The 21,784-nt window shown below is 31.8% G+C and carries 23 protein-coding genes and 5 tRNA genes; 1 reads left to right on the forward strand and 27 read right to left on the reverse strand.

Annotated elements, in window-relative coordinates:
* Positions 1–23 precede the first annotated feature (23 nt).
* From rplJ to INR78_RS02095, 23 genes are all read right to left on the reverse strand, one after another.
* Positions 24–545 (reverse strand): 50S ribosomal protein L10, encoded by a 522-nt coding sequence (rplJ, locus tag INR78_RS01985; protein ID WP_027880456.1) that lies wholly within the window; start codon positions 543–545, stop codon positions 24–26.
* A gap of 19 nt (positions 546–564) precedes the next feature.
* Positions 565–1,254 (reverse strand): 50S ribosomal protein L1, encoded by a 690-nt coding sequence (rplA, locus tag INR78_RS01990; RefSeq protein ID WP_027880455.1) that lies wholly within the window; start codon positions 1,252–1,254, stop codon positions 565–567.
* A gap of 20 nt (positions 1,255–1,274) precedes the next feature.
* Positions 1,275–1,715, reverse strand: a complete 441-nt coding sequence (gene rplK, locus INR78_RS01995) for a 50S ribosomal protein L11 (protein WP_027880454.1) — start codon at positions 1,713–1,715, stop codon at positions 1,275–1,277.
* Between the two features lie 66 nt (positions 1,716–1,781).
* On the reverse strand, positions 1,782–2,336 hold the full coding sequence (gene nusG / locus INR78_RS02000; RefSeq protein ID WP_223077261.1) for a transcription termination/antitermination protein NusG: 555 nt from the start codon (positions 2,334–2,336) through the stop codon (positions 1,782–1,784).
* Positions 2,337–2,342: 6 nt separating this feature from the next.
* Entirely contained in the window at positions 2,343–2,540 is a 198-nt protein-coding gene (secE, locus tag INR78_RS02005) for a preprotein translocase subunit SecE (RefSeq protein WP_027880452.1), read from the reverse strand.
* 88 nt (positions 2,541–2,628) lie between these two features.
* Positions 2,629–2,701: transfer RNA gene (locus tag INR78_RS02010), tRNA-Trp, on the reverse strand.
* Between the two features lie 62 nt (positions 2,702–2,763).
* Positions 2,764–3,951, reverse strand: coding sequence for an elongation factor Tu (tuf, locus tag INR78_RS02015; RefSeq protein WP_223077262.1), 1,188 nt, complete (start codon positions 3,949–3,951; stop codon positions 2,764–2,766).
* Positions 3,952–4,017: 66 nt separating this feature from the next.
* A tRNA-Thr gene (locus tag INR78_RS02020) sits at positions 4,018–4,089 on the reverse strand.
* An 11-nt stretch (positions 4,090–4,100) separates the two neighbouring features.
* A tRNA-Gly gene (locus INR78_RS02025) sits at positions 4,101–4,173 on the reverse strand.
* A gap of 34 nt (positions 4,174–4,207) precedes the next feature.
* Positions 4,208–4,289, reverse strand: a tRNA-Tyr gene (locus INR78_RS02030).
* Positions 4,290–4,351: 62 nt separating this feature from the next.
* A tRNA-Thr gene (locus tag INR78_RS02035) sits at positions 4,352–4,425 on the reverse strand.
* Between the two features lie 100 nt (positions 4,426–4,525).
* Positions 4,526–4,828: a ribosome hibernation-promoting factor, HPF/YfiA family gene (gene hpf / locus INR78_RS02040; protein ID WP_223077263.1), complete on the reverse strand. Its 303-nt coding sequence runs from the start codon at positions 4,826–4,828 to the stop codon at positions 4,526–4,528.
* A gap of 24 nt (positions 4,829–4,852) precedes the next feature.
* Entirely contained in the window at positions 4,853–5,746 is an 894-nt protein-coding gene (locus INR78_RS02045) for a tyrosine-type recombinase/integrase (protein WP_223077264.1), read from the reverse strand.
* A gap of 98 nt (positions 5,747–5,844) precedes the next feature.
* Positions 5,845–6,039 carry a 30S ribosomal protein S21 gene (rpsU, locus tag INR78_RS02050; protein ID WP_027880448.1) on the reverse strand — a complete coding sequence of 65 codons (195 nt, stop codon included), beginning with the start codon at positions 6,037–6,039 and terminating at the stop codon, positions 5,845–5,847.
* A 108-nt stretch (positions 6,040–6,147) separates the two neighbouring features.
* The gene (locus INR78_RS02055; protein ID WP_223077265.1) at positions 6,148–7,578 is read right to left on the reverse strand and encodes a carboxypeptidase-like regulatory domain-containing protein; all 1,431 of its coding nucleotides are present in this window, start codon (positions 7,576–7,578) and stop codon (positions 6,148–6,150) included.
* 15 nt (positions 7,579–7,593) lie between these two features.
* The gene (locus tag INR78_RS02060) at positions 7,594–8,763 is read right to left on the reverse strand and encodes an acyl-CoA dehydrogenase family protein (RefSeq protein WP_223077266.1); all 1,170 of its coding nucleotides are present in this window, start codon (positions 8,761–8,763) and stop codon (positions 7,594–7,596) included.
* Between the two features lie 16 nt (positions 8,764–8,779).
* Entirely contained in the window at positions 8,780–9,667 is an 888-nt protein-coding gene (locus tag INR78_RS02065; protein ID WP_223077267.1) for a helix-hairpin-helix domain-containing protein, read from the reverse strand.
* A gap of 13 nt (positions 9,668–9,680) precedes the next feature.
* Complete coding sequence (locus tag INR78_RS02070; protein WP_223077268.1) at positions 9,681–11,318, reverse strand: sodium:alanine symporter family protein; 1,638 nt, start codon at positions 11,316–11,318, stop codon at positions 9,681–9,683.
* Between the two features lie 93 nt (positions 11,319–11,411).
* Positions 11,412–12,437, reverse strand: coding sequence for a TrkA family potassium uptake protein (locus INR78_RS02075; RefSeq protein WP_223077269.1), 1,026 nt, complete (start codon positions 12,435–12,437; stop codon positions 11,412–11,414).
* 6 nt (positions 12,438–12,443) lie between these two features.
* The gene (locus INR78_RS02080) at positions 12,444–12,671 is read right to left on the reverse strand and encodes a PspC domain-containing protein (protein WP_027880442.1); all 228 of its coding nucleotides are present in this window, start codon (positions 12,669–12,671) and stop codon (positions 12,444–12,446) included.
* Between the two features lie 71 nt (positions 12,672–12,742).
* Entirely contained in the window at positions 12,743–14,014 is a 1,272-nt protein-coding gene (locus INR78_RS02085) for a DUF2851 family protein (RefSeq protein ID WP_223077270.1), read from the reverse strand.
* 218 nt (positions 14,015–14,232) lie between these two features.
* A complete protein-coding gene (locus INR78_RS02090; protein ID WP_223077271.1) occupies positions 14,233–15,213 on the reverse strand; it encodes a PLP-dependent cysteine synthase family protein in 981 nt (326 codons plus the stop codon).
* A gap of 413 nt (positions 15,214–15,626) precedes the next feature.
* The gene (locus tag INR78_RS02095; RefSeq protein WP_223077272.1) at positions 15,627–16,865 is read right to left on the reverse strand and encodes an ABC transporter permease; all 1,239 of its coding nucleotides are present in this window, start codon (positions 16,863–16,865) and stop codon (positions 15,627–15,629) included.
* A 1-nt stretch (position 16,866) separates the two neighbouring features.
* Between INR78_RS02095 and INR78_RS02100 the strand changes: the two genes are divergently transcribed.
* Positions 16,867–18,159, forward strand: a complete 1,293-nt coding sequence (locus INR78_RS02100) for an exo-beta-N-acetylmuramidase NamZ domain-containing protein (protein WP_255593103.1) — start codon at positions 16,867–16,869, stop codon at positions 18,157–18,159.
* Here INR78_RS02100 and INR78_RS02105 read toward each other — a convergent pair.
* The 4 genes from INR78_RS02105 to INR78_RS02120 all read right to left on the reverse strand — a co-directional run bounded on the left by INR78_RS02105 (position 18,156) and on the right by INR78_RS02120 (position 21,728).
* Positions 18,156–19,184 (reverse strand): hypothetical protein, encoded by a 1,029-nt coding sequence (locus INR78_RS02105; RefSeq protein WP_223077274.1) that lies wholly within the window; start codon positions 19,182–19,184, stop codon positions 18,156–18,158. The two genes, INR78_RS02100 and INR78_RS02105, sit on opposite strands and share 4 nt — an antisense overlap.
* Positions 19,185–19,448: 264 nt before the next feature.
* Positions 19,449–20,276, reverse strand: coding sequence for a sterol desaturase family protein (locus tag INR78_RS02110; protein ID WP_223077275.1), 828 nt, complete (start codon positions 20,274–20,276; stop codon positions 19,449–19,451).
* A 27-nt stretch (positions 20,277–20,303) separates the two neighbouring features.
* Positions 20,304–21,194 carry a hypothetical protein gene (locus tag INR78_RS02115; RefSeq protein ID WP_223077276.1) on the reverse strand — a complete coding sequence of 297 codons (891 nt, stop codon included), beginning with the start codon at positions 21,192–21,194 and terminating at the stop codon, positions 20,304–20,306.
* 39 nt (positions 21,195–21,233) lie between these two features.
* The gene (locus tag INR78_RS02120; RefSeq protein ID WP_027880434.1) at positions 21,234–21,728 is read right to left on the reverse strand and encodes a YkgJ family cysteine cluster protein; all 495 of its coding nucleotides are present in this window, start codon (positions 21,726–21,728) and stop codon (positions 21,234–21,236) included.
* Positions 21,729–21,784 lie beyond the last annotated feature (56 nt).

Below are 21,784 nucleotides of genomic sequence, written 5' to 3' on the forward strand. Positions count from 1 at the left end.
TAATTGTAAAAGTGCGTACTCTTTTAACCTTCTCTTTCTGATAAGGTCTTAACTAAACCAGATAATGTGTTTCCACCAGATTTAAGAGCTGAAATAACATTTTTAGCTGGAGACTGTAATAATCCTACGATATCTCCTATTAATTCTTCTCTTGACTTGATGTCTACTAAAGTATCTAATTGGTCATCTCCTACATAGATAGCTTCTTCAATAAAAGCACCTTTTAATAAAGGCTTTTCAGACTTCTTTCTGAAGGCTTTTATTACCTTAGCTGGAGCATTTCCTGTTTCAGAATACATTACTGAAGTATTTCCCTTTAAAGTTGTTGGTAAGTCTCCAAAATCTTTATCTGAAGCTTCCATTGCTTTTTCAAGTAATGTATTTTTTACTACTGCTAACTTTACGTTTGCTTTAAAACAAGCACGACGTAAGTCTGAAGTAGCACCTGCATTTAATCCAGAAATATCTGCAATATAGATATTAGCGTTATCGGCTAATTGTGCAGTTAAGTCTTGAATTACTTGTGATTTTTCTTCTCTTGTCATAATAAAAGTTTTTAACTACTTAACCTATTTTAGTATCTATTGCAATACTTGGGCTCATAGTACTTGACATGTAAATGCTTTTTACATAAGTACCTTTAGCTGCAGTTGGCTTAAGTTTAATTAATGTTGTTAATAATTCGTTTGCGTTACCTGCAATTTTATCTGCACTAAATGATGCTTTACCTATTGATGCATGAACGATACCAGTTTTATCAACTCTAAAGTCTATCTTACCAGCCTTTACTTCTGTTACAGCTTTTGCTATATCCATAGTAACAGTTCCTGTTTTTGGGTTAGGCATTAACCCTCTTGGTCCTAACACACGACCTAAAGGTCCTAATTTACCCATAACGCTAGGCATTGTAATGATTACGTCTACGTCTGTCCAACCACTTTTGATTTTATCAAGGTATTCATCTAAACCAACGTAATCTGCACCTGCTTCTTTAGCTTCTTCTTCTTTGTCTGGTGTAACTAATGCTAATACTTTAACATCTTTACCTGTTCCGTGAGGAAGAGATACAACACCTCTAACCATTTGATTAGCTTTTCTAGGATCTACTCCTAATCTTACTGCTAAATCTACAGAAGCATCAAACTTAGTGTTTGTTATTTCTTTTACTAAAGCAGAAGCTTCTTCTAAAGAATATAATCTATCCTTTTCTATTTTTGCTTGAGCTTCTTTTTGTTTTCTTGTTAATCTTGCCATTTTCTTAAAATCTTTTTAGGTTAATTTGGTGCATCTCCACCTTTAACAGTTATACCCATAGATCTTGCAGTACCAGCAATCATTTTCATTGCAGAATCTAATGTAAACGCATTTAAATCTTGCATTTTATCTTCTGCAATAGTTCTGATTTGATCCCAAGAAACTTTTGCTACTTTTCTTACATGAGGTTCTCCTGAACCTTTTTTTACTTTGGCCGCTTCTAATAATTGAACTGCTGCAGGTGGTGTTTTGATTACAAAGTCAAATGACTTGTCTTTGTATACGGAAATCACCACTGGTAATACTTTACCAGCTTTATCTTGGGTTCTTGCATTGAACTGCTTACAGAACTCCATGATATTAACTCCAGCAGCACCTAAAGCGGGTCCAACCGGCGGCGATGGGTTCGCTGCGCCTCCCCTTACTTGTAGTTTAACTACTTTTCCTAATTCTTTTGCCATTTTGAATAATTTAGTTTCATACTCAATTTTTGGAAGCTATGAGTACTTTCCTTAGTGTAACAATTATTATATTTTTTCAACTTGCATATAGCTTAACTCTAATGGTGTTTTTCTTCCAAATATTTTTACCATTACTTCAAGCTTACGCTTTTCTTCGTTAATTTTTTCTATAGTACCATCAAAACCATTAAATGGTCCATCAATAACTTTTACTGTTTCTCCAACTGTGTAAGGAATAGCTACGTTAACATCTGTATCTACAGCTAATTCATCTACCTTACCTAACATTCTGTTTACTTCAGATTGTCTTAATGGTAATGGATCACCACCTTTTGTAGCTCCTAAAAATCCAATTACATTTGTAACAGATTTAATAATGTGAGGAACTTCTCCAGAAAGATTAGCTTTAATCATAATGTAACCACTGAAATAAACTTTTTCTTTGTTTATTTTCTTTCCGTTACGTATCTGAACTACCTTTTCTGTAGGCACTAATACTTGTTCTACATAATCTTGTAATCCAAGTCTTGCAATTTCGTTTTCAATATAAGTTTTAACCTTATTTTCTTGTCCACTAACTGCTCTTACAACATACCATTTTTTTTCTCCAACTTCAGCCATTATATCTTATCCGTTTATTAGATTAAAGTATAAACTTATTACTTTACTAAAAACCGTATCTACTCCCCAAATAGCTAGTGAAAAGATGATTGAAAAAACAGCCACTAGAATAGTTAAACTCTGAGCTTCTGCCCAAGGCGTCCAACTTACATTATTCTTTAGTTCTGTAAATGATTCTTTTATGTAATTTACCACTCCAGCCATAATTTTATTTATTTATGTCTCTTCTTAAAAGAGTAGACATTTTAATTTTTAAGCTCAAATAAAACCTTAAAAGATTCTATTTATTTTGCACGGGTTGAGAGACTCGAACTCCCGACACCTGGTTTTGGAGACCAGTGCTCTACCAACTGAGCTAAACCCGTTAATATAAATCAAGGCGCTTCGAAGAACGAAGCACCTTAATTTTATTTTAGTAGACTAAAACTTAGTCTAAAATTTCAGTTACCTGACCAGCTCCAACTGTTCTACCTCCTTCACGGATAGCGAAACGTAAACCTACGTTCATTGCAATTGGTTGTATTAACTCAACAGTGATAGTTAAGTTATCTCCTGGCATTACCATCTCTACTCCATCAGGAAGAGAAATTGTTCCTGTTACGTCAGTTGTACGAACGTAGAATTGAGGACGGTAATTGTTGTGGAATGGAGTGTGACGTCCACCTTCTTCTTTCTTAAGGATATAAACCTCAGCTTTAAATTTAGAGTGTGGTGTTACAGATCCTGGTTTAGTGATTACCATACCTCTAGAAATTTGAGTTTTCTCAATACCTCTTAATAAGATACCTGCATTATCACCAGCTTCACCTCTATCTAATATTTGACGGAACATTTCAATACCTGTAATAGTAGAAGTTAATTTTTCAGCACCCATACCAATAATCTCAACTGGATCACCTGTTTGAGCTACACCAGTCTCGATACGACCAGTTGCTACAGTACCACGACCTGTAATAGAGAATACATCTTCGATTGGCATTAAGAAAGGCTTATCCATATCACGAACAGGCTCTTCAATCCACTCATCCACTGCATTCATTAACTCCATTACAGTATCAACCCACTTTTGCTCACCATTAAGTGCACCTAAAGCAGAACCAGAAATTACAGGTCCATTATCTCCATCATACTCATAGAAAGATAACAACTCTCTAACCTCCATATCAACTAACTCTAAAAGCTCAGCATCATCCACCATATCTACTTTGTTTAAGAAAACAACGATACGAGGAATACCAACCTGACGACCTAATAAGATATGCTCACGAGTTTGTGGCATAGGACCATCTGTTGCAGCAACCACTAAGATAGCACCATCCATTTGCGCAGCACCAGTTACCATGTTTTTTACGTAATCGGCGTGACCTGGACAGTCAACGTGCGCGTAGTGACGCTTTTCTGTTTGATATTCTACGTGTGATGTATTAATTGTAATACCTCTTTCTTTTTCTTCTGGAGCGTTATCGATAGTATCGAAATCTCTTGATTCTGATAAACCTGCATCAGCTAATACTTTAGTAATAGCAGCAGTTAAAGTTGTTTTACCGTGATCTACGTGTCCAATAGTACCAATATTTAAGTGTGGTTTTGAACGATCAAAAGTTGCCTTTGCCATGTTTTAATAATTTAATCTTAGTTATATAATAATATTAGTGTATTCTAATTTTCTGTTTAAATATAGAGCCAATGACGGGATTTGAACCCGTGACCTCTTCCTTACCAAGGAAACGCTCTACCCCTGAGCTACACCGGCTTAAATATTAGAGCGGGAGACCGGGTTCGAACCGGCGACATTCAGCTTGGAAGGCTGACGCTCTACCAACTGAGCTACTCCCGCAATTATTTAAAATCCTTAATCAAGTTTAAAAAAGTGGGGAGAGCAGGATTCGAACCTGCGAAGACATAGTCAGCAGATTTACAGTCTGCCCTCGTTGGCCGCTTGAGTATCTCCCCAATTTAAACTTTTCACTCTTTATATGAACGTAAAAACTTTTATTAAGTTTTCTATCTAAACGAGCCGATGGAGGGACTCGAACCCACGACCTGCTGATTACAAATCAGCTGCTCTAGCCAGCTGAGCTACATCGGCTTTTTGCTTTTTATTGCACTACAAAAAAAGCCCGCTATTTCTAACGGACTGCAAATGTATATATTTATTTTTTTATTCAAAACATTTTTTGAGAAATATTTTAAAATTGTGCTCTTAATTTTTCTTTTCGCTTTTGAAGTTGTCTTTTTAAAGAAGAAATTGCTGTATCTACTCCTTCTTCAAATGTTTTACATTGTTTTTTTACCACTAAACTATCTCCTGGTATATTTATTTTGGCTTCAAATATTTTATTTGATTTATTATTTGTGTTTTCAACTTTTAAATAGACATCTGTCTGTATGACTTTGTCATAAAATTGCTCTAGCTTATTCATTCTTCTTTGAATAAATTCTAATAATTGTGGTTTTGCGTTAAAGTTAACTGCTTGTGTGTTTACCTCCATGAGAATTAATTTTTGGTTAAACAATTAGTCCTTTTTACTTCTTGGATGTGCTTTTGCGTAAACTTTTTTTAGCTCTGCAATACTATTATGTGTATATACCTGTGTTGCTGCTAATGACGAATGCCCTAAAAGTTCTTTTACCGCATTAAGCTCTGCTCCTTGATTTAAAAGGTGCGTTGCAAATGAATGCCTGAGTATATGTGGACTTTTTTTTACTTTGCTTGAAGCTAGACTAAAATACTCATTGATTATTCTATAAACAAGTGTTTCGTATAATTTAACACCTTTAACTGTTAATAGTAAGTAATCTTCATCTTCTATCTTCTCTAAAGACTTTCGTTTTTCTAAATACGTTTTTATACTATCTACAAGCATATTTAATAACGGAATGACACGTTCCTTATTTCTTTTACCAAGTATTTTAACAGTTTTACTCTCTAAGTCTATGTTTTTTACCTTGATATTAATAAGTTCTATCCTTCTTATTCCTGTTGCGTAAAAAAGTTCGATAATAAGCTTATTTCTTACACCTTCAAAACTATCTGCGTGACTTATTTTATTTAATACAGAATTTATTTCTTCTTCAGAAAAAGGCACTTGCACTTTTTTACTTGTTTTTAATGCTTTGTGCTTTGCTAATGGATTTATTTTAATGTATTCTGTTTTAATTAAAAACTTGAAAAAGCTATTTAATGATGAAATTTTACGATTAATACTTCTGTTAGAAATATTTTGATTTACCATTTTTATAATCCATGTTCTTATTTGAGCGTAGTTAACTTCTTTTAGGTTTTCATTTTTATATTCTTCTTTTAAAAAATCTAGAAACGATTGTATGTCTTTACCATAAGCTTTTATGGTAAGCTCAGAGTAGTTTTTTTCGAGTAGTAAATAATCTAGAAATGACTGTAATAACATACGCTTTGAGATGAAAGATAAATATACACTTTTAATTTTTGAACATAAAAAAATCCCACTTTATTTAAGTGGGATTTAATTTGTTTTAACTTAGAAACTTAGATTGACTCTTGATCTCTTAGTCTTTGAATATATTGTGCTTTTTGAACTTGTGCTCTTTTAACAACTGAAGGCTTTTCGAATTGTTTACGCTCGTATAAAGCTTTACGCGCTCCTGTTCTGTCAAACTTACGCTTGTAACGTTTTAACGCTCTTTCTATATTCTCTCCGTCTTTTAATGGAATTATTAACATAGTGTCTTAACCTCCTCTCTTTTAAAATTTTGGTGTGCAAATATAGAAAGTATTTTAAATATTTCAACTTTAATTAAAAAATATTTTAACCTCCTTATTTTTTGCCTTTTAATTTTTATTATAAAGTGAAGACCTTTTAGTTAGATCCTTGATAAGCTGCTCATCTTCTTCACTTTCTAATAAGGTATTGTAGCTATCCCAGAATGATTTATGGTAAGGTTTTTTTGCAAAAATATCTGGATCCCAATTTGATGTATTTACTTGCGATAGCTTTTCTTCGTCTAAAATTATTTCGGTAAATAATATTTCTTGTACTGTGTAATAAAAACGTTCTTCTTTATTGTAGCGTTCTTGCTCTTCTTCAGTTAAATTTTGATCATTCTTTAAACCTACGTTAACCAGTTTTGGTGTTTCGTAATAAATATAGTTTGGATACATCTTGTCTTGATATTCCATATAACTAATCACTAGTTTATGGTTGGTCTGCGTATCAAACAATCTTTTACTTCGTGTTTTTTGAGCTGGAGATGCGGCTACTAAATCGTATTCTATCTTTTTTATTGCAAAATTATCCCAGTAGATATATATCCATCCTTTGGCATTATACCCTTCATTAAAAATACCTTCGGTATCTAAACCAACATACTCTCTTGATTTATCTATTTGGATTTTATAAATCTTACGTTCGTTATCTACTAATATGGTATCTAATCTAAATTTGTGAGTAGCAAGAACATCTTCTCCAAATAAGGCGTCTGGACTTTTTGAATTTCTTACTAAATTCAATTTACCTTTAAATAGACCTTCTAATCCATTTACTCTGGTATCATTCCATTTAATTGCTTTAACAAGAGACGATGTTTTTATAGTGTCTCTTCTTAAGTTTTTAGGTTTTAAATTAACGTTTGCATTATACTTTAGATATGTTGAGTAAGCAAATAAACTATCTACATCTCTTAAATCGTAACTTTTTCTTACTTCGTCTACGTTTATTTTAAGATTATCCGTTTCACCATTAACGTACGTTGTATCGTCATAAACAGTAATCGCACTTTCTATTAGCCACTTAAATTGTTTTTTATTTCGCTCTTTATGTCTTAAAAATCCTTTTTGAAGATAAGCTTGTGATGGAAAATTTCTATCCAAACGCTCTAAAGCACGAAGCACAATACTATCACCCGTTTTTGGTCTTGGTGTTGCGTTTAACACCACTTCTTCCAAAGTAGCGACATCTTCTTCAAGAAAAACTTCAAATGAATTATCAAACTCATCAACCGGAACTTTATAACTTTTAAAACCTATTGAAGAAATTACTAAAGTATCTTTAGCCATTTCTTCTGGTACTAAAAGCACAAATTTACCATCTGCATTAGTTACTGTACCAATAGTTGTATTTTGAACATAAACACTTGCATTTTCTATAGGTAACAAGTTTACAAAGTCTACTACTTTGTTTTTAAGCTCGTGCTGAGAAAAAGTGGTGATACTTATTAAAAATACAATTAATTTAAGGCTGTGTTTTAAGTAAGACAATTTCATATAATGGGACATTTTTTACTTTGTAGCTGGCTTATAGTCTTTACCGTCTATGACCATTTTGGCTATTATTTCTCTTAATATTTCAGATGTTCCACCTCCAATTGGCCCTAAACGACTATCACGGAACAATCTTGCTAAAGGATATTCTTCCATATAACCATAACCGCCTAAAAACTGTAAACAATCGTAAATAGCATCGTCTGCAACTTTAGTGGATTTTAATTTAGACATTGTTGCTTCTTTAACTACATATTCTCCTTTATCTAATCTAAAAGCAATATTGTAATTAAACGTCTTACATAATTCTAACTCTGTATAATGATCCGCAATTTTATGTCTTAATGCTTGAAATCTATCTATTGTCTTACCAAATGCTTCACGGTTTGACATGTATTCTAACGTATACTCTAAAGCATATTGTGTTCTTGCATGTGCATTTACACCCATAATTAAACGCTCTAAAGCAAAGTGCTGCATAATGTATGGGAAGCCTTTATTTTCTTCACCCATTAAATTTGATGAAGGAATGGTTACATTATCAAACGCAATCTCTCCAGTATCTGATGCTCTCCAACCTAATTTATCTAATTTGGTTGCAGATACACCTGGCGTATCTCTGTCTATTAAAAATATGCTAATGCCTTTATTGCCTAATTCAGGATTTGTTTTTGCTGCAACAATTAAATAATCACTGTAAACTCCATTAGTTATAAAGGTTTTAGAACCATTAATAACATAATTCTCTCCTTTTTTAACAGCTGTTGTTCTCATTCCTGCTACATCACTTCCGCCAAAAGGTTCTGTAATACATAAACAACCAATCATATCTCCAGCAATACTTGCAGATAGATATTTTTCTTTAATTGCTTCGCTTCCTTCTGCATTAAGATGTGTCATAGCTAGGTAAGCGTGCGCCCAGATAGCTGCTGCAAATCCTGCTGAGTTTATACGTTGTAACTCTTCTAAAAGGATAATCATATAGAAAATATCTAAATCTAATCCACCGTACTTTTCAGGATAACTAATCCCTAAAAAGCCCATTTCTCCAAATTTATTCCAGATAAATCGCTCTATAGTTCCTGTTTTTTCCCATTTTTCGATATGTGGCACGACTTCTTTTTGTAAAAAATCGCGTAAACTGTTTCTAAATAATTGATGCTCTTCAGTGAAGTACATACTCTCCATAGCTTGTTAGTTTTTTTTAATTGAGCTGTAAAGATAACTTAATTATATCAAATTTTTTAAGCGGAAAACCTTTAACTTTTTTCAAATCTTCTAAGGAAGAAAAGCCGTCACGAAGTGTTCTTTGTTCTATTATACTATACGCTACTTCATAGTCAATATATTTTATAGTAACCAATTGGTCTCGTGTTGCTTTATTAAGAGGTATTTTATTTACTAATCTTGGTGTTTTAATATTAAAATGTTGTTTAATATTGCCTATAACTTCTGGTGACAAACCATAAACTTCTGTTAGTTCTACTAAGTCATAAAACCCATTTATTTTAGTTCTGTACTTTATGATTCTTGCAGAAAGTGCTTCTCCAACACCATAAACTCTTTGAAGCTGACTAGCAGTAGCTATGTTAATGTCTATTTTTTGTTCAGAAGTTTTTTCTTTCGCTTTCGCGGAAAAGTTTTGCGAATATTTTTTTGGTTTTGGATTAGTGATCCAATCTGGAAATTTAAAATAGGGAGAAATTTTATTTAACAAAGAATCTGAAACTTTAGTTACTTTTTGAAATTGTGTTGTAGAATTAATCCATTGATCCTGTTTTCTAAACTCTAAAAGTCTATTAATTTCATCTTGAGACATTCCTAAAGTGTAACCTTTATAATCAGTTATAAAATTTGGATTAAAAGGATAAATTTTAGGTTTACGGTTTTCAACTTCAACCTTTTTTAATGAGTCAATTTGGTTGATAAAAGCAAGTAACTCCTTATTATTTTGTGTAGAAACAACTTCTGTTTTAAAGACATATTCAGAACCAAAATGAATAAACAACTGAATAATTATAATGAGAAGTAACAATAAAAAAATCCCATTTCGTTGTTGATTAGAAAACGTGAAATGGGATTTGAAATTCATTTTAATATATTTTTTACATTTCGTCTACCAAGTCTGTTGCACCATCTTCTAATGCATCTTCCTTTTTATTAATAGCATTTATGTATTTTCTTAGTTCTTTTCTAATCATTGGAGACAGCATAACTACCCCAATAATATTTGGCACTACCATTGCAAAAATCATTGCATCCGAAAAGTCTATTACTGCTCCTAAACTTATTGATGCCCCTACTACAACAAAGAACAAGAATAATATTTTATAGATTAAATCTGTTATTTTTCCTTTTCCAAAAAGGTAAGCCCAACCTTGCATCCCATAGTAAGACCAAGAAATCATTGTACTAAATGCAAATAAAATTACGGCAATTGTAAGTACAACTGAGAAGTGAGGAATTACCGTATCAAATGCTGTAGCTGTAATTTCTACACCTTCTTTTACCTCTACACCGTATTGCATAAATGTTCCGCTAACCGCAGAAGAATCACCTCCAAAGTTTGTAATGATAATTACTAAAGCTGTCATTGTACAAATTACTACTGTATCCACAAAAGGCTCTAATAAAGCAACAATACCTTCACTTGCAGGATATTTTGTACGTACAGCAGAGTGTGCAATTGCTGCCGAACCAACTCCAGCTTCATTAGAAAATGCACCACGACGTACACCTTGTATCATAACACCAATTAAACCACCTGCTATTCCTAAGCCAGAAAATGCACCTTCAAAAATTAAAGCAAAAGCATCGTCTATTAAAGTAAAGTTAGCAAATAAAATTATTAATGCTGCTAACACATAAATACCAGCCATAAATGGTACAACTTTTTCTGTAACAGAAGCAATACGTTTAATTCCTCCAATAATAACAACCGCTACTAACGCTGCCATTACTATACCAAAATACATACCTGCATTATCACCTGTTAAACCAAATAATTTTGTAAACTGTGCTGCTGCTTGATTGGCTTGAAACATATTACCGCCTCCAAAAGATCCTCCGATAACAAAAACGGCAAAGATGGCTGCTAATACTTTACCTACGCCTCCAGCTCCTTTTTCTTTTAAACCTTTAGATAAATAATACATTGGTCCACCGTAAACAGTTCCATCTTCTCCTACGTCTCTATACTTTACACCTAATGTACATTCTGCAAATTTTGAAGCCATACCTAAAAGACCTGCCACAATCATCCAAAACGTTGCTCCTGGTCCACCTATAGATAAAGCTACTGCTACTCCTGCTATATTACCTAATCCTACTGTAGCAGACAATGCTGCTGTTAACGCCTGAAAGTGAGAAACTTCTCCATCTGCCCCATCGTCTTTTATTGTTTCAAAAACATTTCCTCCTGGTGTTTGATCCCCGTAAAGCTTATCAACACCATGTTTTTCAATGTCTTCGTATTTACCTTGAACAACTTTTACTGCTGTTTTAAACCCAGTAATATTGATAAATTTGAAATATATAGTAAAGAATAATGCTCCTCCAACTAGCACAAATAAAACCCACGGAATTTGAATATCATCTGTAAAAGGTATTTCTGCGAATATACCTTCTACAAACCAGCCTGTATATTTTTTAAATACAGCGTCAAATTTTTCTGCAGTACTTTCTTGTGCAAACGTGATTATTGGTATAATCAAAGTAAAAATTGAAAGAAAATATTTCTTCATAATTATTTTAAATTGTTAGTTATAAGTTTAGTTAAGGTTAGCAATATGCAAAAAAATGATGAAATTTTAAAACATATGCTGTTAAATCAGTAGTTAATCCAGCTTGTATAGTGTGTTTAGTTTGTTGATTTGTTCTGGTCTTCCTAACACTATTATTTTGGAGTTTGGCAATAACTTTTGGTCTGCTTCTGGGTTAACAATATACTCTCCATGCTCACCTTTGTAACCAATTACTGTACAACCTGTTTTGTGACGTAGGTCTAAATCTTTTATTGTTCTTGCTTGTTTTGATACATCATAAAGCTTTTCTGCTTTAATTTCTTCTATATTTATATTTGTTTCTCCAACAATAGCAAGATTATCTATAAACTCTATTAAATCTGGTACCACAACCAAAGATGCCATATGATCTCCTCCTATTCTGTCTGGTAAGATTACATTATTAGCTCCTGCCAATTTTAATTTTTCATAAGATGTTTCTTGAGATGCACGACTAATTATATGTAAGTCTTTTTTTATTTGTCTAGCAGATAGTACAACAAATAAATTATCGGCATCGTTTGGCAGTGCTGATATTAAAGTACTAGCACGATCTATACCTGCTTGATGCAAAACCTCATCTTCATTAGCATTTCCTAAAATAAATGACATATTTTCGTCTTGAAACTTGTCTATTATGTCTTTATCTTTTTCTATAATAACAAAAGGCTTATTGTAAGCTAGCAATTTAGTTGCTGCTTGTTTTCCGTTTCGTCCATAACCACAAATAATAATATGATTAGACAGTGCATCAATTTTTTTCTGCATTTTCTTTTGTTTTAATTCTTCAATATTATTTCGGCTTAAAATATATTCGGTAATAACAGTAATTGCATATCCAACAATAATCACACTTGTTAAAATTAAAAACATTGTGAATATTTTTGATACATCATCTAAAGGTTGTACTTCTCCAAAACCAACGGTGGTAATAGTAATTACCGTCATGTACATTGCATCTACCCAACTATAATCTGACATGAATTTAAACCCTAAAACACCAACTATTAATAATATTACTAATAGTAAAACTGCTGTATAAACTTTTGATCTAAAAAGCTGAATAATTGGGTTAGTCATAATTTTTTATAGGTCAAAGACTGAAGTCCTTTTGGTATAAATAAGATCTTTTACGCGCATCCAAAACGCTAAGAATAAATACAATGCAAACCCAAAACCTAGAGTTACAAAAGCTAAGTACATAAAACTAGTTCGTACTACCTTAGCGCGAATACCTAATCGGTCTGCGATACGTTGACAAACATGATAACCTCTTTTTTGAAAATATAATAATGGCTTGTAAGATATTTGCATACCGCAAGTTAATTAATTTTAAGCTTTGTTTCTATATTTATTTTTACAATTACTTATGATTGTAATATAAGTTAGTTGGTTAATAAAGTATTACCTACTGCGCATTGTAAACATTTATTTTTATTACAATATTCATTTTTAAGCTGAAGTAATGCTTGACTATGTAATGCTGAAGTTGCTTTTACATTTAACGAATCAAATTTATCGATAATACTATTTTTTTCTGCTGAAACTTGAGATAATAAATGCACCAAATCTTCATCTATATCTTTTCCTTTTTGTTTTGCGTAGCAAAATTTAAGCGGAACAATTGTATTTATGATAAGTAAATCTATAAATGAAGTACTGATTTTTTTGCTGACTTTTTTTGAAACTTTTCCAAACGTGTAATGCGTGTCCCAATACTCTGAAGCGCTTATTTTAAAAATATCATAAATATCTTCTTTAGTTTTACAGTCTATAATTTTTGAAAATAAATTTTTGTGCTGTGCATACAAATTAGCTAATTGCGACCAACGAATTGTCGGAAAATTAGGTGGACGCAACCTAAAAAACTGCATTGGTAGGACATTACTATTTTTTAACCCAAACTTTTGAGATAAAAACAGATAATCTTTCTTCAACTTTAAAAAGTAAGCGTCTTGGATATCTTTTTCTAACAAACCTGCTTGTCCAAAAAATAAAGCTTCTAAGTTTTGAAAACTGTTTTGCTGCTTCATCACTACCGAAAAATCAAAACTGTTTGCAACGCTTAAAAAGGCTTCTCCGTTAATTTTTAGACCAAAATTTTTAGCTAAAAGTTTAAATAATACTGCTTCCCAATTATTTTTAGATTGTTCTAATACAACATTTATAACCTTTGCTTTTTGTTCTAAACGATCAAAAAACAACCGTTCTAACCAGTTGTCAAATATAAAATCTGATATTTGATTTATTTCATTTTCGCAATTAATCCAAGTGGATTTACTATTAAATAATTTTTGATAATTATTTAATGCAGATAAATGCACGTACTTTTTAAGCTCTAAAGTAGGTATGACTGTATTATCTTTTCTAAACACATCTGTATCATGTTGCCAAACCACATGTAAAATAACATTATCATAGTTTGTATCTACCTCATGGTTATGTATAAACCAGTCGCTAGATTTTATATGAATCTCTACATTTCCTGCCCACAGTTGATCTCCTATTGTTATTTGTGCATTAAAAAAATCTGGTCCAGCATTATGGTTATGTGTTCCAAAACTTTTGATAGATACTGCTTCACCATTAGTAGTTTGAAGATTAGTTGACTCAAACTTTTTGTATTTCCAGAGGTAGTGTAAAAAGTCTTCTTGCATGCTTTGAAAATACGAATTTATTTTAAGTATTGAATTAATTGTCAATACTTAAAATATTTTATAAAAAAACTCACAGCTAACCACTGTGAGTTTTTTTGTCATATCGAACGAAAAAGAGATATCTAATTTGCAACTATGTTATTGTAATTTCTCCTTTTAGTCTTAATGTCCTTGGATAATTTTTTTTAAAAAAGATTTCTGCTTTCGCAGGAATGGTTTTATTCAATATAACCTTTTTCGCGCATCCAATCGTCATTAAACATTTTTCCAACGTATCTACTTCCGTGATCATGAAATAAAACCACAACTACATCTTCTGGTTTAAAATGTTCTTTTAATTGTAACACACCTTTTATAGCTGCTCCTGCACTATTACCTAAAAACATACCTTCTTCTTTGGCTAGTCTTTGTGTATAAACTGCTGCATCTTTATCGGTTACTTTTGTAAATCCATCGATAATACTAAAATCTACATTTTCTGGTAAAATATCTTCACCAATACCTTCGGTTACGTAAGGGTAAATTTCGTTTTCATCAAAAACACCTGTTTCGTGATATTTTTTAAATACACTTCCGTAGGTATCTACGCCCCAAACTTTAACATTTGGATTTTGTTCTTTTAAATATTTTCCAACTCCAGAAATGGTTCCGCCAGTACCAACACCAACAACAAAGTGTGTTACTTTACCTTTGGTTTGTTGCCAGATTTCTGGACCTGTACTTTCGTAATGTGCTTTTGCATTACTTGGGTTATCGTATTGGTTAACGTACCAACTATTTTCTATCTCTGTACTTAATCTTTTGGATACTGAGTAATAAGAACGTGAATCATCTGGTTCTACAGCAGTTGGACAAACTACAACTTCTGCACCTACAGCTTTTAAGATATCTACCTTTTCTTTACTTTGCTTATCTGCCATTACAAAAATACATTTGTAACCTTTTACAATTGCAGCTAATGCTAATCCCATTCCTGTATTACCAGAAGTACCTTCTATAATAGTTCCGCCTGGTTTTAAGCGTCCGTCTGCTTCTGCATCTTCTATCATTTTAAGCGCCATACGATCTTTTACAGAGTTACCTGGATTAAAAGTTTCGTATTTTGAAAGGACTAAACATGGTAACGCTTCGGTTAGCTTATTTATTTTTACTAATGGCGTGTTACCTATGGTTTCTAATATGTTATTTGCGTAATTCATTTGTTATTTTTTGCGGTTGCAAAAGTACGGAATTGTTTTAGAATTAAACGAAGTCCTTACGTTCATTTTGTCTTGATACAAAACGAACCAAAAAATCATACCAAAATTAGGAAATTGCTAAAGCACCATTCATTTTCGAAATTTCGTGCTTCATGCTACGCATGGCATCTACACTCCTTCATTCATTATTTCTGAATTTTGACAGGGAATTACATTATTATTTTGATAATAAATTTTGATTTAGGACTAACTCTTGCGGTTAAAAACGACCATTAGTGTTTACCCGTACTTCGACTACGCTCTGTATTTCACGTTAGCGATAGTAGTGGTTAGCTTTTGGCGAGGCGCGCATCGAGCCAAAACTAGTAACGGATAGCGCGACCCTTGTGGTAACGCCCAAAAAAGTTTAAAATTTACTCGAAACGAATGGCTTTTACCGGTGAAATTTTTGACACTATTACCGATGGGATAATTAACATGAGTAAGCATAATACAAACGTACCGATGTTAAGTGCGATAATGTACCCGATATTGAAATAAATTGGAACAGTAGAGACGTAATATGTTTTTGGGTCAAGCGGAATTAAACCAAAATATTTTTGAATTAACAATAGGCTAATACCTATTAAATTTCCCCAAAATAATCCTTTTAAAATTAAGTAGGTTGCGTTGTATAAAAAGATTTTTCGGATGCTTAAATTACTACTTCCTAATGCTTTTAAAATGCCTATCATTTGTGTGCGTTCTAAAATTAGTACTAGTAATGCGGTAATCATATTTATCCCTGCTACCAAGATCATGATACCTATAATAGCGTATGTGTTTTTATCAAAAATGGAAATCCACTCGAAAATTACAGGATGCATTTGGTCTACGGTTACTGCATTGAGTAAGGTTGGCACTTCTTCTCTTATTGAGTTTCCGGTAGTTTCTAACTGGTCAAAATCTTTGACAAACACCTCAAAACGTCCTACTTGATTATTGTCCCATTTATTGAGTCTTTGTATATGTGTAATATCGCCAACAACATATAGTTGATCAAATTCTTTTAATCCTGAATTATATATACCTACAATTTGAAACGTTACAATATTTGGTGGTCTTGAAGTATCTTCTTTTAAGAAATAGGTATTGAATTTATCCCCTACTTTAAACTGTAATCTATTGGCTAAATATTCTGAAATTAGAATTTGGTCATTCCATTTTTCTTTAGGAAAATCTGGAAGCTTTCCTTCTACTAAAAACTCTTCAAAATATTGCCAGTCGTAATCTTTACCAACGCCTTTTAAAACTACATATTCAAAATCGTCTTCTAATCTGATTATTCCTGATTTTGTTGCTGTTGCTTGTATATGTGTTACTTCTGGAACTGCTGAAAATTTTGGATAAAAATCTTGCTCTGTTGTTATTGGGTTCTGACTTTCTTGAGAGTTATTGTTATCATATCTTTCTATAACTGCATGACCTTCAAAAGCAACTACTTTTTCTCTAATCTTTTTTTGTAAGCCAATACCAGTAGCAATAGCAATTAACATTACAATCATACCTAGGATTATGGCTAAAATTCCTATTTTTATAATTGGCGCCGAAATACTACTTTTATACGCCTTACTATCAATAATGCGTTTAGCTATAAAAAACTCGAGATTCAATATGATATTTTCTTTTAATTGGTGTAAAAATACAGTTTTATTATTTGTTTTAACACTATTTGCTTGTGGTAATCAAACAAAAAAAAGTTTAACTCACGCAGAAAAAACAGTTATTAAAACTGAAGCTGACACTGCAACTGAGACATCTAAACCCTTAGTACTTGGTGTTAATAGAACTAATTTATATTTACCGTTATTAAAAGGGAAACGTGTTGGAATTGTTGCTAATCAAACTTCTGAAATTACTTTTTTACAACGCGCAGTTGTAGATGAAAGTACAATGGGAAGTAAAAAAGTAACACAACATTTAGTCGATTACCTAAAAGATTATATGAGGGTTAATGTAACAACTGTTTTTGCACCAGAACATGGTTTTAGAGGTCAAGCAGATGCTGGTGAAGTTGTTAAGGACGGCATAGATACTAAAACTGGTTTACCTATTATTTCTTTATACGGCAATAACAAAAAGCCAACCGCAAATCAGTTAAAAGATATTGATGTTATTATTTTTGATATTCAAGATGTTGGCGCTCGTTTTTACACTTACATTTCTACATTACACTATGTTATGGAGGCTTGTGCTGAAAACAACATAAAAGTGATTATTTTAGATCGACCAAACCCAAATGGGCATTATGTTGATGGTCCTATTTTAGAACCTGAATATAAAAGTTTTGTTGGCATGCATCCTGTACCAATTGTTCACGGATTAACTATTGGTGAATATGCTAAAATGGTAAACGGAGAAGGTTGGCTAAACAACAACATTACATGTGACTTAACAGTTATACCTATGGATAATTACACTCGTGATTTAGAGTATGATCTACCTGTTAAACCATCTCCAAACCTACCAAATGCAAAAGCAATTAATCTTTATCCTAGTTTGTGTTTTTTTGAAGGTACTAATGTTAGCGCTGGTCGTGGTACAGATATGCAATTTCAAATTTACGGATCACCAGATTTACCTAAAACAGACTTTACTTTTACACCAAAATCTAATGATGGCGCAAAATACCCAAAGTATGAAAATAAGGTTTGTAACGGTTACGATTTAAGAAATTATAAAAGACTTGACAAAATAGATTTAAGCTTTATAATAAACGCTTATAATACAACTACAAACAGAGAAAGCTTTTTCTTAAAAAATAATTTTATAGACAAGTTAGCAGGAACTAACAAACTACAAGAACAAATTAAAGCAGGTTGGACTGAAGACAAAATAAAAGCCACTTGGCAAAGTGGCTTAGAAGATTATTTGATTAAAAGAAAACCCTATTTAATTTATAATTAATCGTTATAAGGTTTACCGTTTGGCCTTAAGTTTTCCCTACGATACTCTTCTCTTGTCTGAACATCTACAGATTTATCATTAACAAGAGTCAAATTATATTTTACCTTTTTGGGTTTTACTGTATTGCTAGCTAATTTTTGTAGAGACTGTTCTTTTGCCTGCTTACTTTTTTCTAATTGAGCTAACATTGTTGCTCTTTTAGCTGCTTCTATTTCTGCTCTTTTTGCTTCTTCTTCTTTTTGTCTTGCTTCTGCAATTCTTTTCTTTTCAGCTTCTTCTTTTAGCTTTTTTCGATTCTCTTCAGCTAGCTTTAATTCTTCTTGATGTTTTAAAGCTATTTGCTTTGCTAATTCTTCTTCTTTTTTAGCTTCTGCTATTGCTATTTCTTCTTTCTTTTGTTTTGCAGCTCTTTCTTCTTGTAATTTTAAAAGATTTGCTTTAGCTATTGCTCTTTCTTTTTCTAAAAGCGCTTCTCTTTCTTTTTTTATTCTATCACGTTCAGAAATTTCTTTATCTGATAGCTGATTTTTAGTATTTATATTACTATTACTTGCTAAACGCGTATCTTTATTAGTGCTTTTTGATAAAGGCTTTATGAATCTTTTTTCTTGTTCTTCTTGAGATAAGCTAGATCGTAAGATACTTTCTTCTAAATCTGTAACAGAATTGTCTACAGCTAAAATTTCTTTTTGCCTTACAATATCAAAAACAATAATCATGTCCTCTCTATACACAGCAATAGTATACCTTCCTTTTGCTAAGTGGTGCAATGGTATTTTAGCGCTTTTATTATCTAAATCTACCATAACGGTCTCTTTTTGAGCATGACTTAAAAAGCTTACTCTTAGAATTGATTTATCACTTGTCATCAAAATAGTATCTCCTACTTTGTTTAAATCATGTTTTAAACCTAAAGCAGAGCTATTTTTATTTTTATGAATAAGCGTAAATTTTTCTTGCGCAGTTACAGAAAAAGTCAGCGCAAATAAAGCTGCGAATAGTAATGTTTTTTGTAGGTATTTCATCTTTATATTTTTAACGTAATGCTAAAAATCAATTGCTAAGGGAAGTCAAATGTATATTGAAAAAAACTTACTAAGTTGGTTTCAATATTAAAAATATGAGAAATTAGTCAAAAAGCACAAATTACTCGACTAACAACCAATTTAACTGATAATCAATAATTTATGTATTAAATTTAATGCAAAACAGATAAAAATGTAATGTTTTATTTAATTTATTAGGATAAAATCAACAAAATGAAAAAATAATTAAAATTTATTTAAAAACTAATCAATTGTTGGCTTTCTATATTTATGAAAAGGTTGTTTTAAAAGATGAATTAGACTACCATTTTCTTTTTCATTAGGAAAGGTATCTACACCATAAACAATATCTTCTCGGTTCATGTACATATAAGTACCAAAAAGTCTATCCCAAATAGAAAAAATATTACCGTAGTTAGAATCTGTATAGGGTAATTTATAATGATGATGAATCTTATGCATATCTGGTGAAATAAACACGTAACTAATTAATTTATCTACACGCTTAGACATTTTGATATTAGCATGTGTAAACTGTGTAGCAACAAGTGACATTGACTGATACAAAAACACAATTGCTATTGGCGCACCAACTATAAACACACCTGCAAGTGTAAATGCAAATCTTATAATACTTTCTATTGGATGATGTCTATTTGCTGTGGTTGTATCTACATTATGATCAGAATGATGTACAAGGTGTACCATCCAAAGTGGTTTTACTTTATGCTCTACATAATGTGCTAAGTAAGCTCCAAAAAAGTCTAAAAGTAAAACTCCTAATAGCGCATATAACCATAAAGGCATTTCTGGTAACCAATTGATGATCCCAAAGTTATTTTCTTTCACCCAAAAGGAAGTAAAAATTAATAATCCTGCTAATGCAAAATTGATAATAACCGTTGTAAGTGTAAAGAATAGGTTAGGCAATGCATGCCTCCATTTTTTGTATTTAAAATTAAAAAGTGGCAACATACCTTCTAATATCCAAAATAGCGTAATACCTCCAATTAACAACGCACTTCTGTGTGTTGACGGTATAGCCTCAAAGTAGTTTAAAAGTGTTTCCATAACCAACTACAAGATATGAAATAAAGTTTATTTAACGAGAAACTTTATTTTGTTCAAATCATTTTGAGAAACTTGATCTTGCCATTTTAAAGATTCTTCTATTTTACCTATACCTTTTAATGAAGCATATTGTAAAAAGGTATATAGTGATTTATTAATTTTATCTATACTGGTCTCATTTGTCTTTTTTAAAGCACGGTAAACTTTTCGATGTCTACCTAAGATTAAATCTTTATTTAAATCTAATAATTCTATTTTTTGAGTTAAAGCAGATTTATTATCAAAATTACTTTTTTCTAACAATGTCTTAGCTTCATTCATATAAATATCAGATAAATTAACAATGTCTTTTTTAACGTCGTCTTTAGCATAAGTTGCAAAATCTAAATATTTAACTGCGAGTCTAAATGCAGATGAAAATGACTTGTTTTCAAAATAACCTGTCATTTCAGATTTTAAAAATGATAAGTTTAATGCATAGCTTCTAATCAGTCTAGTAAGGTTTAAAATACCGTATTCATCTTGAAAACCTGTGTTAATTATATTTCCATTTGGATCCATGACTTTTAAAAAGTCATCATTAAAACGGTCTTTATACTTGTAGTTTTTATCGGTTAAATATTCTGCTGCAAGATCATCATAATTACTCTCACTAATTATAACAGGCACAAAATATTCCCAAACTAATTTGTTTGCGTTTTCATCTTCAAATAGCTTTACCTCGTACTTAATACCTTTATTGTCTTCTATCAAAACAGGATAAGCATAACTTGCAGAGTTTTCCCAAACTGCCAAAATCATCTTATCTTCCATTAAAGCCAATCTTTTAGCAAATTTAAAAGAGGTCAACCATTCTTGCGACCAGGAAAAGCTAGTTACAAAAACACATAATAGTAAAGCAAATACACTTTTTTTCATAGAATTAAATTTAGACCATTAATGCACAAAAACCAAATGTTATAGATTAATACGTTTTTTCATAGCTTCAACTATATTATAAGCTGCAGGACAAATGGCTACATTTTTCATTGTTAAATTTGATATTTGCTGAAACTTTTTTCTATCCGTATGCGGAAACTCAGCACAAGCTTTGGGTCTAACATCATAAATAGAACAATAATTATCGGCACCTAAAAATGTACATGGTACGCTTTGCAATACATAATCATTATCTTCATCAATACGCAAATACGTGTCGATAAATTGTTGTGGTTTCATTTTAAAATACTTAGCAATACGCTCTACATCCTTATTGGTAAATAATGGACCTGTTGTTTTACAACAATTAGCACATTCTAAACAATCTGTACGTTCAAATTCTTCTTCATGCAACTCTTGCATGATATAATCTAATTGTTTTGGTGGCTTCTTTTTTAGCTTTGTAAAAAAGGTTTTGTTTTCCTTATGCTTATCTTTGGCAAGCTTTGGAAGGTTATTTATAAACTCTTGCATGCTGCAAAAATACTATTTTACCACTATGTTTTCGCTTTCGCGGAAATGAAAATTAA

This window comes from Mesoflavibacter sp. SCSIO 43206 (genome assembly GCF_019904215.1).
GTDB classification, from domain to species: domain Bacteria; phylum Bacteroidota; class Bacteroidia; order Flavobacteriales; family Flavobacteriaceae; genus Mesoflavibacter; species Mesoflavibacter zeaxanthinifaciens.

What these genes read in the sequence shown, in the direction of transcription:
- rplK (WP_027880454.1), bottom strand. Translation starts at nt 1,715, where the DNA reads ATGGCAAAAGAATTAGGAAAAGTAGTTAAACTACAAGTAAGGGGAGGC.
- tuf (WP_223077262.1), bottom strand. Translation starts at nt 3,951, where the DNA reads ATGGCAAAGGCAACTTTTGATCGTTCAAAACCACACTTAAATATTGGT.
- INR78_RS02080 (WP_027880442.1), bottom strand. Translation starts at nt 12,671, where the DNA reads ATGCAAATATCTTACAAGCCATTATTATATTTTCAAAAAAGAGGTTAT.
- INR78_RS02075 (WP_223077269.1), bottom strand. Translation starts at nt 12,437, where the DNA reads ATGACTAACCCAATTATTCAGCTTTTTAGATCAAAAGTTTATACAGCA.
- INR78_RS02105 (WP_223077274.1), bottom strand. Translation starts at nt 19,184, where the DNA reads ATGAAATACCTACAAAAAACATTACTATTCGCAGCTTTATTTGCGCTG.
- INR78_RS02065 (WP_223077267.1), bottom strand. Translation starts at nt 9,667, where the DNA reads ATGAATTTCAAATCCCATTTCACGTTTTCTAATCAACAACGAAATGGG.
- rplJ (WP_027880456.1), bottom strand. Translation starts at nt 545, where the DNA reads ATGACAAGAGAAGAAAAATCACAAGTAATTCAAGACTTAACTGCACAA.
- INR78_RS02085 (WP_223077270.1), bottom strand. Translation starts at nt 14,014, where the DNA reads ATGCAAGAAGACTTTTTACACTACCTCTGGAAATACAAAAAGTTTGAG.
- INR78_RS02120 (WP_027880434.1), bottom strand. Translation starts at nt 21,728, where the DNA reads ATGCAAGAGTTTATAAATAACCTTCCAAAGCTTGCCAAAGATAAGCAT.
- INR78_RS02055 (WP_223077265.1), bottom strand. Translation starts at nt 7,578, where the DNA reads ATGAAATTGTCTTACTTAAAACACAGCCTTAAATTAATTGTATTTTTA.
- hpf (WP_223077263.1), bottom strand. Translation starts at nt 4,828, where the DNA reads ATGGAGGTAAACACACAAGCAGTTAACTTTAACGCAAAACCACAATTA.
- INR78_RS02070 (WP_223077268.1), bottom strand. Translation starts at nt 11,318, where the DNA reads ATGAAGAAATATTTTCTTTCAATTTTTACTTTGATTATACCAATAATC.
- INR78_RS02110 (WP_223077275.1), bottom strand. Translation starts at nt 20,276, where the DNA reads ATGGAAACACTTTTAAACTACTTTGAGGCTATACCGTCAACACACAGA.
- INR78_RS02115 (WP_223077276.1), bottom strand. Translation starts at nt 21,194, where the DNA reads ATGAAAAAAAGTGTATTTGCTTTACTATTATGTGTTTTTGTAACTAGC.
- rplA (WP_027880455.1), bottom strand. Translation starts at nt 1,254, where the DNA reads ATGGCAAGATTAACAAGAAAACAAAAAGAAGCTCAAGCAAAAATAGAA.
- INR78_RS02100 (WP_255593103.1), top strand. Translation starts at nt 16,867, where the DNA reads ATGATATTTTCTTTTAATTGGTGTAAAAATACAGTTTTATTATTTGTT.
- INR78_RS02090 (WP_223077271.1), bottom strand. Translation starts at nt 15,213, where the DNA reads ATGAATTACGCAAATAACATATTAGAAACCATAGGTAACACGCCATTA.
- secE (WP_027880452.1), bottom strand. Translation starts at nt 2,540, where the DNA reads ATGGCTGGAGTGGTAAATTACATAAAAGAATCATTTACAGAACTAAAG.
- INR78_RS02060 (WP_223077266.1), bottom strand. Translation starts at nt 8,763, where the DNA reads ATGGAGAGTATGTACTTCACTGAAGAGCATCAATTATTTAGAAACAGT.
- rpsU (WP_027880448.1), bottom strand. Translation starts at nt 6,039, where the DNA reads ATGTTAATAATTCCATTAAAAGACGGAGAGAATATAGAAAGAGCGTTA.
- INR78_RS02045 (WP_223077264.1), bottom strand. Translation starts at nt 5,746, where the DNA reads ATGTTATTACAGTCATTTCTAGATTATTTACTACTCGAAAAAAACTAC.
- nusG (WP_223077261.1), bottom strand. Translation starts at nt 2,336, where the DNA reads ATGGCTGAAGTTGGAGAAAAAAAATGGTATGTTGTAAGAGCAGTTAGT.